16 protein-coding genes are annotated in these 15,074 nt (G+C 42.5%); 7 read left to right on the top strand and 9 right to left on the bottom strand.

Translation table 11 applies throughout. The features are described 5' to 3' along the window. The first annotated feature begins 3 nt into the window (after positions 1-3). Positions 4-792: a C4-type zinc ribbon domain-containing protein gene (locus ABJH64_RS15950; RefSeq protein WP_348274475.1), complete on the top strand. Its 789-nt coding sequence runs from the start codon at positions 4-6 to the stop codon at positions 790-792. 106 nt (positions 793-898) lie between these two features. Then, positions 899-1,312: a hypothetical protein gene (locus tag ABJH64_RS15945; RefSeq protein WP_348274474.1), complete on the top strand. Its 414-nt coding sequence runs from the start codon at positions 899-901 to the stop codon at positions 1,310-1,312. Here the strand turns inward: ABJH64_RS15945 and ABJH64_RS15940 are convergent. Then, a complete protein-coding gene (locus ABJH64_RS15940; protein ID WP_348274473.1) occupies positions 1,299-1,919 on the bottom strand; it encodes a histidine phosphatase family protein in 621 nt (206 codons plus the stop codon). The genes ABJH64_RS15945 and ABJH64_RS15940 overlap by 14 nt on opposite strands. A 52-nt stretch (positions 1,920-1,971) precedes the next feature. On the opposite strand from ABJH64_RS15940, the gene ABJH64_RS15935 reads away from it, so the two are divergent. The 3 genes from ABJH64_RS15935 to menD are packed head-to-tail and all read left to right on the top strand — an operon-like array spanning position 1,972 to position 5,293. Then, entirely contained in the window at positions 1,972-2,394 is a 423-nt protein-coding gene (locus tag ABJH64_RS15935; RefSeq protein ID WP_348274472.1) for a hotdog fold thioesterase, read from the top strand. Further along, the gene (locus ABJH64_RS15930; protein WP_348274471.1) at positions 2,394-3,611 is read left to right on the top strand and encodes a chorismate-binding protein; all 1,218 of its coding nucleotides are present in this window, start codon (positions 2,394-2,396) and stop codon (positions 3,609-3,611) included. The genes ABJH64_RS15935 and ABJH64_RS15930 overlap by 1 nt, the downstream gene beginning before the upstream one ends. Next, complete coding sequence (menD, locus tag ABJH64_RS15925; RefSeq protein ID WP_348274470.1) at positions 3,608-5,293, top strand: 2-succinyl-5-enolpyruvyl-6-hydroxy-3-cyclohexene-1-carboxylic-acid synthase; 1,686 nt, start codon at positions 3,608-3,610, stop codon at positions 5,291-5,293. The genes ABJH64_RS15930 and menD overlap by 4 nt, the downstream gene beginning before the upstream one ends. Here the strand turns inward: menD and ABJH64_RS15920 are convergent. Beyond that, complete coding sequence (locus tag ABJH64_RS15920) at positions 5,271-6,077, bottom strand: helix-turn-helix transcriptional regulator (RefSeq protein ID WP_348274469.1); 807 nt, start codon at positions 6,075-6,077, stop codon at positions 5,271-5,273. The genes menD and ABJH64_RS15920 overlap by 23 nt on opposite strands. A gap of 351 nt (positions 6,078-6,428) precedes the next feature. On the opposite strand from ABJH64_RS15920, the gene ABJH64_RS15915 reads away from it, so the two are divergent. After that, complete coding sequence (locus ABJH64_RS15915) at positions 6,429-7,103, top strand: DUF4397 domain-containing protein (protein WP_348274468.1); 675 nt, start codon at positions 6,429-6,431, stop codon at positions 7,101-7,103. A 190-nt stretch (positions 7,104-7,293) separates the two neighbouring features. Here ABJH64_RS15915 and ABJH64_RS15910 read toward each other — a convergent pair whose 3' ends face one another. The 7 genes from ABJH64_RS15910 to ABJH64_RS15880 form a co-directional block, all read right to left on the bottom strand. After that, complete coding sequence (locus ABJH64_RS15910; RefSeq protein WP_348274467.1) at positions 7,294-7,674, bottom strand: VOC family protein; 381 nt, start codon at positions 7,672-7,674, stop codon at positions 7,294-7,296. A 194-nt stretch (positions 7,675-7,868) separates the two neighbouring features. Then, positions 7,869-9,239: a hypothetical protein gene (locus ABJH64_RS15905; RefSeq protein WP_348274466.1), complete on the bottom strand. Its 1,371-nt coding sequence runs from the start codon at positions 9,237-9,239 to the stop codon at positions 7,869-7,871. Then, a complete protein-coding gene (locus tag ABJH64_RS15900) occupies positions 9,226-9,774 on the bottom strand; it encodes an RNA polymerase sigma factor (protein WP_348274465.1) in 549 nt (182 codons plus the stop codon). Before ABJH64_RS15900 ends, ABJH64_RS15905 begins: the two co-directional genes overlap by 14 nt. A 79-nt stretch (positions 9,775-9,853) precedes the next feature. Next, positions 9,854-10,081, bottom strand: a complete 228-nt coding sequence (locus ABJH64_RS15895) for a hypothetical protein (RefSeq protein WP_348274464.1) — start codon at positions 10,079-10,081, stop codon at positions 9,854-9,856. A 118-nt stretch (positions 10,082-10,199) separates the two neighbouring features. Continuing rightward, the gene (locus ABJH64_RS15890; protein WP_348274463.1) at positions 10,200-11,495 is read right to left on the bottom strand and encodes a TRAP transporter large permease; all 1,296 of its coding nucleotides are present in this window, start codon (positions 11,493-11,495) and stop codon (positions 10,200-10,202) included. Continuing rightward, on the bottom strand, positions 11,495-11,983 hold the full coding sequence (locus ABJH64_RS15885; RefSeq protein ID WP_348274462.1) for a TRAP transporter small permease: 489 nt from the start codon (positions 11,981-11,983) through the stop codon (positions 11,495-11,497). The genes ABJH64_RS15890 and ABJH64_RS15885 overlap by 1 nt, the downstream gene beginning before the upstream one ends. A gap of 23 nt (positions 11,984-12,006) precedes the next feature. Continuing rightward, positions 12,007-12,993 carry a TRAP transporter substrate-binding protein gene (locus ABJH64_RS15880; RefSeq protein ID WP_348274461.1) on the bottom strand — a complete coding sequence of 329 codons (987 nt, stop codon included), beginning with the start codon at positions 12,991-12,993 and terminating at the stop codon, positions 12,007-12,009. 378 nt (positions 12,994-13,371) lie between these two features. Between ABJH64_RS15880 and ABJH64_RS15875 the strand changes: the two genes are divergently transcribed. Then, positions 13,372-15,018: an altronate dehydratase family protein gene (locus ABJH64_RS15875; RefSeq protein WP_348274460.1), complete on the top strand. Its 1,647-nt coding sequence runs from the start codon at positions 13,372-13,374 to the stop codon at positions 15,016-15,018. Positions 15,019-15,074 lie beyond the last annotated feature (56 nt).

Here is a 15,074-nt window from a genome sequence, read left to right as displayed (position 1 = left end):
TACATGGAAAGTACAGTAGCACAGAAACTCGAAGCTATTCACAACCTTCAACTTTTAGATTCAAAACTAGACGCCATCATTAAAGTTCGCGGAGCTCTTCCAGAAGAGGTTCAGGATCTTGAGGATGAAATCGCTGGATATGAAACACGTTTGGAGAAATTTCAAAGTGAGATAGACTCATATGAAGACGAAATAAAAGCACTTAAAGAAAGCATCAAAGACTCTGAAAAACTGATCAAGAAATATCAGGAGCAGCAGATGAACGTTCGCAACAACCGCGAATACGATGCAATCACTAAGGAGCTAGAGCTTCAGGATTTAGAGATTCAGGTGGCGAAAAAGAAAATCACAGAGGCAGGGTATAGAATCGATTCTAAAAAAGCAGATTTGGAAGAATTGAGTGCTGTGAAAAAGGATCGTCAGAAGGACTTGGATCAAAAGAACAGCGAGCTTACCTCGATTGTCACAGAAAGTGAGTCAGATGAAGCCAAACTTAAAAATGATCGTGAAAAATCATTGAAGAAAGTGGACGAAAGACTTCTTAAATCTTACACCAAAATCAGAGCTAACGCAAAGAATGGTCTAGCGGTAGTGATGGTCAAAAGAGGTGCTTGTGGCGGATGCTTCAATACCGTTCCTCCTCAAAGACAAGCTGATATTCGTGAGAAGAAAAAGCTAATCGTCTGTGAACACTGCGGTAGAATCCTCGCTGGCGTTGAAGACGAAGTAGTCGAAGAGGCAGCTCCAAAAAAGAAAAGAGCAACTAAAGCGACTAAAGCTTCCAAAGCATAATCAGAGATTTTAGTTATAAAAAATAAACCCCGGACTTGCAGTTCGGGGTTTATTTTTGTTCATTTTTTTTTGCTTAGAACAGGTTAAATTTTCTATATTGACAGCTATGAAAAGTATTGGAATCCTAGTTATCTCCCTATTTCTAACTCTTTCTGTCTTTGCAAAAGAGACTGAATCCAAAACTTTTTTGGTGTTATTCAAATCAAAAGAATTAAAATCTCTGAATACCTCCATGAAGGAGATTCAGTCGCAATTTTCTCCTGCTTTCAAGATAAGGTCCTATGCCGGCAACTCCGAGCTAGCTATGATCATTGATATCCCTAATTGTGATTTTGATGCATGCTACCTTGGACAATTCTTAGTCTCATTAGACAAAGGTGAAGACATCAAACTACAAGAAATTGCCTTCAGATTAATTGACATGACTGCTAATAAAAAGTCTTTGGACACCTACCTCTCAGTTTTCGAAGAAAATCAGAAAAAAGATAAGAGCGACAAGCGGAATACTACAGCTCCTTAAGGTGATCAGTATCGTTTCTTTTTAGGAGCTCAAAGTTCCCTCCCTCTGTTTCTTGAAGTAAATACAAACATAAGTTTTGGTGCTCAAACATATCCATGTGACACAAATCCTGCTTCATAATTAAACTCAGAAAAATCCTCATCGCACGTCCGTGCATGCACACTAGGATAGTTTCTCCAGGCCCACTTAGTATAGCATCGATTCCGCGCTGCATCCTTTTAGCCACGATATTAGGACTTTCTCCACCTGCGATGCAGTAATCCAAATTTCCATTTTGCCATTCTGTAAGCATATGCTTATAGTACTTGCTTTCCTCAGGAGACATGGGAAGCCCCTCGTAATCTCCCCAGGAAATCTCGTTGAGATCAGTGGTGGAAATCGCAGGGATCCCTAAGTCCAAAAATGATTGAATTGATTGTTTGGTGCGTTGTAAACCAGTATAATAAGCTTGATCAAACGGGATATTTTGGTATGCTTGAAAAAATGCCTCTGCCTGTCTTCTACCATTCTCATTGATCGGAGCATCTATCCCACTCCCCTGTACTACTCCTTTGAGGTTAAAATCGGTTTGCCCGTGCCTAACTAAGTAAATTTTTTTTCGATTCAAGATTCTCTATTTTTGTCTGCACCCCAAAGAAAACCCATTTACATCAATTTTCATGGTATTCATTCAAAAGCCTTCATTAGATCAGATCAATAAGAGTGGTAATCACACAATGACGGGCTTTCTAGGAATAATTTTTACAGAAATTGGCGAGGACTACCTCACTGCCACCATGCCGGTAGATGAGCGAACAAAACAACCTATGGGTTTGTTGCATGGAGGAGCCAATGTAGTTCTAGCCGAGACGCTTGGAAGTGTAGCAAGTTCCTTCACACTAGATTTGACCAAGCAAGTCTGCGTGGGATTAGAAATCAACGCTAACCACTTGAAAAGTGTTAAATCAGGCTTGGTCACAGGAACTACCAAGCCTATTCACCTAGGAAAAAGCACGCAAGTCTGGGAAATAAAGATCACAAATGAACAAGGGCAACTCTGCTGCATCAGCCGGATTACCATGGCCATTTTAGACAAAAAGTAATGCATACTAACGTAGCTACAACTCATACCAAAACGGAAATCCTGCAACTCCTGCTTCAATTGGGTTTGACTTCCGGAGGTTCTTTCGCCATTTGGCGAAAACCAAAATCCAATACCGTTGAAATCGTTTTAAATGACACCGCAGAGGCAACAAAAGTTGACCTAAATCTGGAAAGTCTAGAACCAGGATTTATAGTGCATCCTTTTGCCGATCAGGAGGACAAAAAGGCATTTTTCATAAAAGCCAATAACTACTTCTCCTTTGACTTGGACCAACCGCTGGAAGAAGATGAACTTCCTGAGTGGGCAAAAATTCAGTTGAAAAACCAAGAGAAGCTAACTTCTGAAGCTATCAGCGAATTGCTCTGCAAACAAACGTTCACCAATAAAGCAAAAGCTTCAAAATTAAGTGAAGATAAAGAGCACTTCACGAAACTAGTGCGAAAAGGAATAAGGGCAATTCAGGCCAATCACCTGGGAAAAGTCGTGCCCGCAAGAACCAAAACCATCCCCATTCCGAGCAACTTCAATCTGGGAAACACAGTAGTAAGTTTGATGAATTCTTATCCCAATGCCTTTATCAACTTCTTTCATTTGCCGAAGGTGGGCACTTGGATCGGCGCTTCTCCCGAAACTTTGATCGAAACTAAAGGAGATATTTTCACCACTATGTCTTTGGCAGGAACTCAAAAAGCAAGTGGTGACAATCCTCTGAAATCAGTAGCTTGGACGCAGAAAGAAATAGAGGAGCAAGCACTCGTGAGCAGATACATTGTGTCTTGCTTTAAGAAAATACGACTGCGGGAATACGAAGAGCATGGCCCTAAAACTGTCTTGGCTGGAAATCTTCTTCACTTGAGGTCAGACTTTAAAATCAACATGCGGGAAACAGGATTTCCAGATCTCGGATCCCTAATGCTAAGTCTCCTCCACCCCACTTCTGCAGTATGTGGGATGCCGAGAAGGGAAGCACATGATTTCCTTCAGGAATTTGAAGGCTTTGACAGATCTTTTTACGCTGGCTTTATCGGGCCGGTAAATATTCAGGGAAGCACCTCTATCTATGTCAATCTGAGAACTGCAAGTTTGCATGCCAACGAAGCCACGCTGTATGCAGGTGCGGGTGTCACAGAAGATTCTGATCCTGAAAAAGAATGGGAAGAAACAGAACTCAAGTGTCAAATCATCGGTAAATTCATCCAAAATCCCAGCTCTTGATTCTTCCTCAGATCACCGACTTAGTGGCCATTTGTGCCAAAAAGGGCATTGAAAATGCAATCCTCTCCCCTGGATCACGCTGTGCGCCTTTGACGTTGACATTTGCCAGACATCCCGAAATTCACTCCCGAACAATCTCTGACGAACGCTCTGCGGCTTTCATAGCATTAGGAATGGCTCAGCAATTGGATCAACCCGTAGCTTTGGTCTGTACAAGCGGTTCGGCAGCACTGAATTATTTTCCTGCAGTAGCGGAAGCATTTTTCCAACAAATTCCTTTGTTGATTTTGACGGCAGATCGACCGGCTGAGTGGATAGACCAATACGATGGACAGACGATATTTCAGCCTGAGGTATATGGTAAGCATGTGAAAGGAAGTTTTCAGTTACCTGACACGGCAAGTAATCCTGATCAGCTATGGCACTCATCCAGAATCGTCAACGAGGCAATCAATCTATCCACCCAATTTCCTGCCGGACCAGTTCATATCAATATTCCACTTAGAGAACCATTCTATCCTGAGAAAGGCGAGGAATTTGTTTTCCCAGAAAAACCCAGAGTTTTCAATCTTCTAAAAAGTAAAACTCAGCCAACGGATGAATCACTGATCAAGCTTAAAAATAGATTGGAGATAGTCCAACGAGTTTTGATCATCACGGGACAGCAGCGACCTGATGATCAGCTCCAACGCTTACTCGATAAGCTCGCTGAAAACAAAAAAGCGGTAATCGTCACTGACACGATCAGCAATCTTCAATCTGATCTCACCATCTCATTTCATGATCACTGGTTGGGAAATGAAGCAGTTTCAGAGAATCTAAAGCCTGATCTGATTATCAGTTTTGGGAAGTCCGTAATTTCAAAGTCTCTCAAGATCTTTCTGAGAAAAACCCATGCTTCACACTGGCATGTGCAAGCCGACGGAAATGCGAAGGATACGTTCCAAAGACTAACCAGGAATGTCCCAGCTACTCCGCAGTATTTCTTCAACTGGCTCAATGAAAACCTTGGTACTCAGAACAAGCAGTTCTTTGAAGCCTGGCATTTCTTAGAAAAAGCCGTCGCAAAAGATCTCAGTCAAGTGCTACGGAAGCAAAGTTTTGGGGAGTATTCGGCTTTAGCTTTTTGTCTGGAAAAAGTGCCTGCCCAGTCCAAAATCCACGTAGCCAATAGTATGGCTGTTCGCTATTTGAATTTACTGGGAAAAAGAAGCCAGGAAGTGATCTGCAACCGAGGCACGAGTGGAATCGACGGTTCAAATTCTACTGCTGTTGGTTGTACATTTACGACCAAGGCTATCGTAACGCTAATCACTGGAGACATGGCATTCTTCTATGATCGCAATGCCTTTTGGCATAACTACGCGATGCCGAATCTTCGGATTATTCTACTCAACAACCACGCTGGCGGAATATTTAGGTTGATCGACGGGCCAAAAAACCAGCCTGAACTAGAAGAATATTTCGAGACAAAACAAAAACTAACTGCACAGCATCTGGCTACAGAATTTGGCTTCTTCTATTCCAAAGTGGTGAATCGGGAAGAGTTGGAAGATTCACTAGCCGATTTTTATGAAGAATCACTTCATCCCAAAATTCTGGAAATCAAGACCTCTAGTCCACTTAACGCTGAGATTTTGAAGTCAGTCAAAGAAAAAATCAAGCTGTCGCTTGAGAACTGAAAGTAGAATCGGGAGAAGAAGTTCTCCCGATTTTGTTGATAGCCCAAATCATCAAGCCTAGTTCTCCTAACTCAAATAACGTAAGCGGTATCATTGCAAACAATGCTCCGATCACTGTGAAGAGCATAATTCCTGAGACAATTCCCAACCCCCCGATCACCTGTGGGATAGTGGACCAGAGATTTTTGTACATCAGGAAGCCAGCGCCCATAAAGCCATAAGCAACCCCAAAAGTGGCCAGCTTCACGAAATAGTAATCTTCAATTTGAAAGATAGAAGTACTGATCGATACCAAATCAATAGCATACCAAATAGCATTTGCAATGAGCATCACCCACAGCGCGATGTGAAGAACCTTATTTGGAAAAGCTACAGTCATCTTGATCAATCCTACTATGAAAATTGAAAAAGTAATCCAAACTCCAACTTTCACCAGCCCAAAACTCAAGGCATTGGTGAAGCTTCCTTCCATCCACTCTACCTCCATACTGATATCAAAATAGCTCAAAAAAAAGTAAACCAGCCCCGCTCCTAAACCCGTATAGAGCCAGGTGACTATTGACTTAGGATGTTCGGTAGTGACTTCAGGTTCGGGCTTCTCCCATTGCGCTCCCAGCGCTTCAAATAAAGCTTTGATCGTATAACTCCTCGGGGTAACCTCTCCCGCTTCAATGCGCTGAATTGTTCGCACGTTCAGGTTGCACAGTTCGACCAACTCTTCCTGAGTCAATCCTTTTGCCTTTCTCATTTCAGAGATTTTCTTGCCAAGTTCTGGTTGTTTCATTTCAAATAGTTTTTGATTTACCATGGCAATTTCTCGGATTGGTTTGTGACTTAAGGCGAAATAGGCTCGGTTTTGACCCGACATTTGCCCGACATTTGGTTTGACAGCTAAACTAATGAAAAATGAGCTTACCTCCAGAAGCCAATTCTAGAGGCTTTTTATTGATGAAAAGTGAATCCACACGTACAGGCCAGTTTCACTGATGAAAGTCTTTCCTTTTTTAAAAAATCTCCTTTTCTCGGTAGCGAAAAAGCAAATGCATGCGTCTTGGCAATGATTAAAAACTAAAACCAACAATTAAACATGATGAGTGGAAAATCATTTGCGACACAAAATCTAAAGTCACTAGCAATGCTTGCATCACTAGCCGCTACCGTAGGATTAACGAGCTGCTTGGATGACAATGATCCTATCGAATACCCAGATGCGGGTTACATTTCTATTTACAATGGCGCGCCAAATAATAATGGCGTAATAGTCTATGCCGATCAAAACCAAGTAAACGATTTCTCTCTGGATTATTCAGAAGTACTGCCTTACAAAAACTTCTTCCCTGGCGATAGAACGTTCAAATTCTCCGAGCCAAATTCTCTGACTTCCCTTTTGGAAAAAGAATTTGAAATCAAAGTGGACTCGGTGTACTCTATGTTTATGCTCGAAGACGCCGGTGTTTTGGATGCAGTTTTGGTAGATGACGACTGGTCAGAGCCATCTGCCGCTGAGGCTCAAATCCGAATGATCAACTTATCCCCGGACGCTGGTTCAGTCTCGTTGATCATAGATGAGGCACAAACTCCTTTGTTTAGCAATGTAGCGTTCAAATCCAATACAGCGTTTGAAAGCCTGGACAACAAAGTTTACACGCTAAAGGTAATCTCTAGCACTGGCGAAACTCTTGCCACGGCAACATCTATAGAATTGAAAGAAAATAGAGTTTATACCCTCGTGGTAAGAGGCTATGTGGTCTCACCAGACAATTCCAAAAAGCTTGATTTGCAATTAATAACCAACTATATCGATTTCTAAGTAATCAAGACACCACAATGCAAAATCCCGATCTGAATCAGATCGGGATTTTTTTTGACCAAAAGGGCAAGTAGGTAACTCAGAAATCGTGACAAACTATTTTCCATTGAGCTTTCTCGATCGTATATGTTTTGTTTTTTGTGGGTGTGAAAAAACAATCGTCCACAGTATGAACAAGGAATTCGAAACTTTAAACCTCCTCTAACACAGAAAGAATATTCCCAGCTGGATCTTTAAACCAGGCGATTTGGGGACCTCTACTGTCGCGACAAATACCCTTTTCATCGGTTGTAATTTCACCCGAGTACTGTTCAAAAGTGACACCTTTTCTTATCAAATATTCAACTGCTTCGTCAATATCTGCAACAGGAAAATTTAGAACTGTAAATGAAGCAGCTACAAAATTTGTTTTGGGGTAAATAATAACCTCACCACCACCGGTGAGATGAAGGTTGAGAATTCCCATTTCATCTTCTTCTACAGCAAGACCAAGAATTTTCTGATAGAAAGATTTGGCTTTAGAAATATCATCGACAGAGAAACTACTGAAAGCTTTAGAGTTTTTAAACATGACAGGAGTGGTTTGTGTGTTTGGAGTATGATTCTCAAGGGTTTAAAATCGTATAATTCTATGCCTTTTACAAAAAAATTAACTGCTCGCAGAAAACTCTGCATGAGCAAAAAAAGCCTCTCTGAGAGCAGAAAGGCTTTTTTTAAGCTGTAAAATAACAAACCGAATTGGAAGTGAGTACAGATCTAATCTTCCTATTTATCTCCTCCCCCAAAATTCATCTTGAAACTAGCTCCAAACAAACCAAACGTCTCTCCGTAACCTGAGACCTGCTTCAATTGGTAATTATAAAACGGCATGATGACATAATTTGCCCCCTTGGTTTCCAGAACCCTCAGGTTTAGACCAAAATTCAACGTGGCAAAAGGATAAAATTTGCTACCCGTAGATTCCAGCTCAGAACTATTGTTTACAGCTTGCTTAGATAAGGTGACAGAAGACAGCCCATCAGCGTTGGTGCTGTAGCTCGCCACTTGTCTATCGAAAGTGTTTTCTTGACTGCCACTTTCATTAATCGCATAGAAATTTGAAAAACCAGCCTGAACAGAAATAGCGTTATTCCTAGTCAACGGATACTTGACAAATACAGGCACCTCCACCTGCATCTGACGAACTTCTAGCTTTTCGGTTTGTGGATAGGTATTCCCAAAAGCCATGACCGTACTTTGTTGCTCCGTATTCTGACTGAGGTAGTTCAGACCAAGTCCAGAACCCAGTGTCAGCTTGCCCGGCAATTTAATATCCAGCAAAACTCCAAGGCCTATAGTCTGAGCGGTAGCCATTTGATTGTCATTTTGCATTGCGCCAAAACCCGGCGACAAGCCCATGCCGAGCCCAAGTGTAGTTTTTTGCGCAGGTATTTCTGGGAAATCACTTTCAGCGATCAGATTTTGATTTGTCTCAAGTTTAGTAGATTCTTCAACTTTAGGCAAAGACCCTAGCTGCTCTTCAGCCGACTTTTCTTCCGACTTTTTACCCACTTCTTCAGTGGTCGCGATGAGCGGAGGCTGGAGTGTACCTACAGTATTTCTGACCTCTTCCTTATTGACTTGAGGTGCCAAAGGTGCTTCAGTAGCTACCTCTACTTTTCCATCTGCTCCTTTTTTCCCATTAGCTGTATCAGTCAACAATGTGTTGACTTCAGATTTCTCCGGTGGATATTGATTCGATTTTAGCTTGATATTCACTGAGGATTCATCGTAAGTATCAGGCAAAATTGATTTTGCCTCAGCTAAGTTTTCGTTGATCACATCCAACTCCTGTGTATCAGGAGTAGGAAGCGTTTCGGGCTCAGAAGAAGGTAGGTCTTTCGCTTCGTCCGCCAATTTTAGTTCAGTGGGTAGATTGTTTTGATTTTCTGTCAAATCCACTGAGTTCAGTCCTATGACTAGCAAAAGCAAAGACGCGGCGATTCCTGCAGCCCAATAGGAGATATCTCTAAGGTGACGCTGCCTACGTTTTTTCTGAAACCCTTCCCAAGCACCCATTTCATAGGGAACGGAGGCTTCCGCTAACTTCTTTTTAAGGGAAGCAGCGATATCTTTATCCAGCTTATCTTCCTTCATATTCTTTCAAATGTAATGATACCAATTCGCGGAGATGAGCTTTGGCACGAGCCAGATAGACTCGTGAGGAGCTTTCGTTGAGCCCCAGCTTCTCGCCAATTTCTTTGTGACTATACCCTTCGATCTCGTAGAGGTTAAAGACGAGTTTGTGATCTTCCTGAAGAAGATTTAGCAGATTTAGAATATCATGAAATGCCAAATCCTGAAGTGCATTCACTTCGTGAAAAACTCCGGTTTCTTCAGCTACGTCACTTTGATTTTGGAATTTCTTCTGCTTTCTGAAATAGTCTATGGCTGTGTTTACGGTGATTCTGCGCAGCCAAGCTTTGACAGACTGGAAGTCATCGAATTTCTTGATTGATCCAAAAAACTTGATGAATGAGTCGTTGGTAATCTCATCCGCAAGCATTTTATCTTTGGAATAGGACAGACTAATCCCCATGACATAGCCATAGTATTTTTTATAGAATACCTCTTCGTACTTCGCTGATCGTCGTTTGCAACCTTCAATCAGCTCCTGATCAGTCCAATTCAATTCAAACCTTTTAATCTATGGTGACGACTCAGACTAGAGCCGTTAATCCTTCTAATTAGCTATTTTCTAAATAGAAATCTCATTTCGAGATATCTGAAACTCCTTCCTCACTCCTCGTATTTTCCCTCCAAACAGAGGAATCTTCACAGTCCGAAACTCCAACTTGATTCTGTGCGGGGTTCGAATTCATCGCAAATTTAGGCGCTTCTACAGGGAACTCTGACTGGTTTGTCTCATTCACTGAGCCGGCATTTAGCGCGCTACTCGCAAATATCAAAACCAAATAGAATCGAAGGAGCGTTTTCATGATGCTTTTTTATCCTGACGGAAAAAGTAAGGCAAACGCTACTGGGCTTTCAAAAATAAAAAACGGCAGTCGTACAACTGCCGTTTTTCTGTCTTTTGCTCACGGATGTCACCCCTTCCTACACCCCAAATACTCTTGGCAACCAAAGTGAAATCTCAGGGAAAAGCATTATTAGAATCAATGCCAGGACCATAGCAAAATAGAATGGCAACATGGGTTTCATGATTTTTTGAATGGTAGTATTGGCTACCCCCACTCCTATGAAAAGTATAGAACCTACCGGTGGTGTACACAGTCCTATACAAAGATTGAGTACCATCATAATTCCAAAATGAACCGGATCCACTCCCAACGCTGTCACCACCGGAAGAAATATAGGAGTGAAAATCAACACGGCAGGTGTCATATCCATAAATATCCCGACAAAAAGCAGCAGCAAATTGATCATAATCAAGATCACAAAAATATTGTCGCTCAATCCTAAAAGTGCATTGGAGATGTTCTGAGGAATATCCTCGCTAGACATCACCCAAGACATGGCCATGGAAGTAGCGATCAGCAGCATCACCACAGCAGTAGTCTCCGCAGACTTCAATAACACTGCAGGCAAATCTTTTGCCTTCAGCTCACGGTAGATCAGTGATAAAACTAAGGAATACACCACCGCAATAGCTGAAGCTTCAGTTGCGGTAAATACACCGCCAATTATCCCTCCTATGACTACTATCAGCAAAAATAAACTTGGTACTGCTGCCCAGAATGTTTTCAAAATAACACCTAGAGAAGAACCCTCACCTGCGGGAAGCTTATGCACTCGTACCATAATCGCCGCGGTCACCATCAGCAACCCACCGACCAATAATCCTGGCAGATAACCTGCTACAAATAAAGCTGCCACCGAAACTCCACCTGAAGCAAGAGAATAAACAATCAGCACGTTGGAAGGTGGAATGATCAAGCCAGTCGTAGATGAAGTAATGTTCACAGCCGCACCCAGCTCCTTAGGATAGCCTTCTTTCTCCATTCTTTTTCCCAAAATTCCGCCCATGGAAGAGGCTGCTGCTACAGCGGAACCTGCAATCGCTCCCATCAGCATAGCTGCAATGATATTCACGTGAAGCAAACCTCCCCGCATTCTTCCAGTCAAAGCTTTCGCAAATTCAATCAGACGATTCGCGATTCCTCCCCTGTTCATCAGCTCACCCGCCAGAATGAAAAATGGAATAGCCAACAAAGAAAAACTATCTAATCCAGTCCCCATTCGCTGTGCAATGGTAGTAATAGCCGGCATAGTTTGAACCGTCACCATCAAAGTCAACATACTTGATAGTCCAAGACTCCAAGCGACCGGCACTCCTATCCCCAAAAAGAATAAGAAGGAAATCACTAATACTAATACACTTAAAATCTCCATTACACTGTGGCTTTAAGACTTGTCAAAAATTTAATTGCAACGACTTGGTAATAAATCACCAGCACCCCACTAAATGGTATAATTCCGTAGATATAAGCCAAAGGAATCTGCAAAACAGCGGACCTCTGCTCCAGCACAAACGTTAGGTAAACTAGGTTTGACCCTCCGATCACCATTACCACCAATGCAAAGAATAAAACACAGCAATTGATCAGAATCATCAATTTATCCTGCGCTTTTTCATCTAGTTTGGTAAGGAGAATATCTATTGCCAAATGTTCATTTTTACCTGCGACGTAGGCTGCTCCCAGCATTCCTATCCAGATGAGCATGTAGCGCGATAGTTCATCTGTGAATGAACTAGGACTTTGAAAAACATAGCGGGAAACAACCTGCCAGGTGACATTGAGGACCATCAGTGCCATCAGGATGACCAGCAAATGTGCGATCCATTTATCCAGATATAACTTGGTTCGGGGTGAAAACATAGGTTAAAACGTTGGGTTTATGATTAGTTGACGGCGCGAATTTGCTCCACAATTTTATAGATCTCAGGCTGCTGCACTTTCAGATCTGTGTACATCGATTCCACCGCTTGACGAAACGGTTCTTTATCTGGATAGCTAATTTTCACACCTGCTTTTTCCAGTTCTCTTAATGACTCCTCCACAGATTCTGCCCAAACTTTATACTCATAGACTGCTGATTCATCAGCAGCCTCTTGGAGCCATTGTTGCTCTTGCTCATTGAGACTTTCCCACACCTTTGTGCTCACAATCATCACATCTGGCAGAGCGGTATGCTCATCTATGCTGTAGTATTTACAGACTTCGTAATGCTTTGATGTGTAGAGACTAGGCGCATTATTCTCAGCTCCATCCACAATCCCCTGCTGCAAAGCGGTGTACAGTTCCCCGTATGAAACTGGAGTCGGTGAACCACCGAGTGCTTTCACCATATTGGATGCCGTATTACTTTCCATTACCCGGATCTTGAGTCCTGCTAGATCCTCAGGAGTTTCCACAGGTTTGTCTTTGGTGTAAAAGCTTCTTTTACCTGAGTCATAGTAGCAAAGCCCTCGTAAGAGGTATTTCTGCGGATCGAGCAATAATTTTTTTCCTATTTCCCCCTGCAATACTGCCAATTGATGCGCGTCGTCTCTGAATAAATAGGGCATGCCAAACACCTGCATCGTAGGCGCAAATCCTTCCAATGCCGCTGAAGAAACCTTAGTCATGCCTAGGCTTCCTATTTGAAGAAGTTCTACAAGCTCACGCTCAGAACCCAATTGCTGGTTTGGATAGATCTTCACGACCATTTTCCCGCCCGACTTCTCTTCTACCTTTTCAGCCAAAAAGAGCATCGCTTCATGTACAGGATGGGTGATGCCTAGGCCATGGCCAAGTTTGATAATTCGCTTGTCGCCAGTACCCTGACACGAAAAAAAGAGCGATAGGACAACTCCCAAAGCAAGGGTTTGAAGTTTTTTGATTTTCATTTGGTTATTTTTTCAATCTTCCAAGCTATAACTAGGGTGGAGAGAAGGTGAAATCTTCCCAAGCAATTCATGGCGCTTTTCGAAATTCCCAATCTCGTGGGTTCATTTTGCTTAAAACATACTACACAAGTATAGCTCTTTCTGCACTCATATTACAGGTTGATTTACGGAATCGATTTAGTGATTTATAAAGAAAGCAGAGCACTTTGTAAAAAATTAGGTCAAAAAGCCTAAATTTATGCTAGTTAGTCTTAATCAGCTAAAAGCTTATCGAAGTGCCGAGCTCAAAGAACTTTTAATTAAACGGATGATTCTCGTAATTGCATACCTACTCAAGCCACGATGCAAAAGATCGCATAACCTATTCAAGTAATTCTGATGAATCATAAAACCCTGCAAATTCACCCCAAAGACAATGTTCTGGTTGCACTTCAAGATCTTTTTTTAGGCGACACGATCCAGCATAAAGACTTACAAATCACGCTTAAGGACAGCGTCCCCGCCAAGCATAAGTTTGCCATCCATGAATTGGCAAAAGGTAGTCTAATCTATATGTATGGAGGAATTGTAGGCAAAGCTCTTTCCTCTATTCCTGCCGGAGGTGTACTCAGCACGCAAAATGTAACCCATGAAGCATCTGATTTCGGAGAAAAATTAGGAGTGTACCACTGGGAGGCACCAGACACCACTAAATTTAGAGACAGGACATTCATGGGTTTCCATCGACCAGACGGACAGGTGGGAACAGGGAATTATTGGTTGGTGGTTCCAATGGTTTTCTGTGAAAACAGAAATGTGGACATCATCAAAGATGCATTCCTCGAGGAATTGGGCTTCGGTAAACCAAATCCATTCAAAAAAATGGTGAGAGAACTGGCTGGACTTTATAAGGCTGGCAAAAAAGATTCCTTCGAAAGCGTTTCTGTCGAGACTCTTACCGAGCAAAGGGAAGAAAAGCTTTTTGAAAACATTGATGGAATCAAATTCCTCAATCATCAACTAGGCTGCGGTGGGACTCGGACGGATTCTCAAGCGCTTTGTGCACTTATCGCAGGCTACATCAACAATCCAAATGTAGCTGGAGCTACGATCCTTAGCCTAGGATGCCAGAATGCCCAATCTTCCTATATGGAAGCAAAACTCCGCCTGATCAACCCTGATTTCCAAAAGCCATTGATCATTCTAGAGCAGCAGGTAGAAGGTACGGAACAGCAGATGCTCACCAGAGCTATCAAAGAGACATTTATTGGAATGGCAGAAGCCAATATGCAAACCCGAAAACCAGCCCCATTGAGCAAATTAGTAGTTGGTTTGGAGTGCGGCGGATCAGACGGATTCTCCGGAATATCTGCTAATCCAGCTGTTGGCTATGCCGCTGACTTAGTTGTGGCCTTGGGTGGAACCACGATTTTGTCAGAATTCCCAGAGCTCTGCGGCGTTGAGCAGGAGTTAATCAATCGCTGCGTTACGGATGAAAAAGCAGATCGTTTTGCCACGCTAATGAGACTTTATGCCGCCGCCGCTGAGGCTTCAGGATCTGGTTTTGATATGAACCCCAGCCCAGGCAACATCAAAGACGGGCTAATCACAGATGCGATGAAGTCTTCTGGCGCAGCCAAAAAAGGTGGCACCTCGCCCATCACAGACGTACTTGACTATGGTGAATATGTACGCGTTCCAGGTTTGACCTTGCTCTGCACTCCAGGAAATGATGTAGAAAGTACCACAGCAATGGCGGGAGCTGGTGCCAATATGATTTTGTTTACCACGGGACTAGGCACACCCACCGGAAATCCCATAACACCTGTGATCAAAGTTTCCTCTAATCACAAACTATCTGAACGCATGCCGGACATCATCGATATCAACACAGGATTTGTAATCTCTGGAGAGAAAAACATTCAGCAGATGGGTGAGGAAATTCTGGAGAAAGTCATCAAAGTGGCCAGCGGTGAAGAGAAGTCCAAAGCAATGATACTCGGCCAAGATGACTTCATTCCATGGAAAAGAGGGGTTTCATTGTAATTCAATTCCTCTCTATCTTTTTATCCGTAAAAATGACTCTGCGTTTTTTGCCTCGC

The sequence above is a fragment of the Algoriphagus sp. genome, assembly GCF_039969895.1.
Lineage (GTDB): Bacteria > Bacteroidota > Bacteroidia > Cytophagales > Cyclobacteriaceae > Algoriphagus.
This window is presented reverse-complemented; position numbering and strand designations above follow the sequence as displayed.

Bases quoted from the DNA above. Each gene is read 5' to 3' on its own strand.
- ABJH64_RS15945 (WP_348274474.1), top strand. From the start codon at position 899: ATGAAAAGTATTGGAATCCTAGTTATCTCCCTATTTCTAACTCTTTCT.
- ABJH64_RS15885 (WP_348274462.1), bottom strand. From the start codon at position 11,983: ATGTTTTCACCCCGAACCAAGTTATATCTGGATAAATGGATCGCACAT.
- ABJH64_RS15935 (WP_348274472.1), top strand. From the start codon at position 1,972: ATGGTATTCATTCAAAAGCCTTCATTAGATCAGATCAATAAGAGTGGT.
- ABJH64_RS15875 (WP_348274460.1), top strand. From the start codon at position 13,372: ATGAATCATAAAACCCTGCAAATTCACCCCAAAGACAATGTTCTGGTT.
- ABJH64_RS15895 (WP_348274464.1), bottom strand. From the start codon at position 10,081: ATGAAAACGCTCCTTCGATTCTATTTGGTTTTGATATTTGCGAGTAGC.
- ABJH64_RS15920 (WP_348274469.1), bottom strand. From the start codon at position 6,077: ATGAAACAACCAGAACTTGGCAAGAAAATCTCTGAAATGAGAAAGGCA.
- ABJH64_RS15950 (WP_348274475.1), top strand. From the start codon at position 4: ATGGAAAGTACAGTAGCACAGAAACTCGAAGCTATTCACAACCTTCAA.
- ABJH64_RS15910 (WP_348274467.1), bottom strand. From the start codon at position 7,674: ATGTTTAAAAACTCTAAAGCTTTCAGTAGTTTCTCTGTCGATGATATT.
- ABJH64_RS15880 (WP_348274461.1), bottom strand. From the start codon at position 12,993: ATGAAAATCAAAAAACTTCAAACCCTTGCTTTGGGAGTTGTCCTATCG.
- ABJH64_RS15930 (WP_348274471.1), top strand. From the start codon at position 2,394: ATGCATACTAACGTAGCTACAACTCATACCAAAACGGAAATCCTGCAA.
- ABJH64_RS15915 (WP_348274468.1), top strand. From the start codon at position 6,429: ATGCTTGCATCACTAGCCGCTACCGTAGGATTAACGAGCTGCTTGGAT.
- ABJH64_RS15905 (WP_348274466.1), bottom strand. From the start codon at position 9,239: ATGAAGGAAGATAAGCTGGATAAAGATATCGCTGCTTCCCTTAAAAAG.
- ABJH64_RS15890 (WP_348274463.1), bottom strand. From the start codon at position 11,495: ATGGAGATTTTAAGTGTATTAGTATTAGTGATTTCCTTCTTATTCTTT.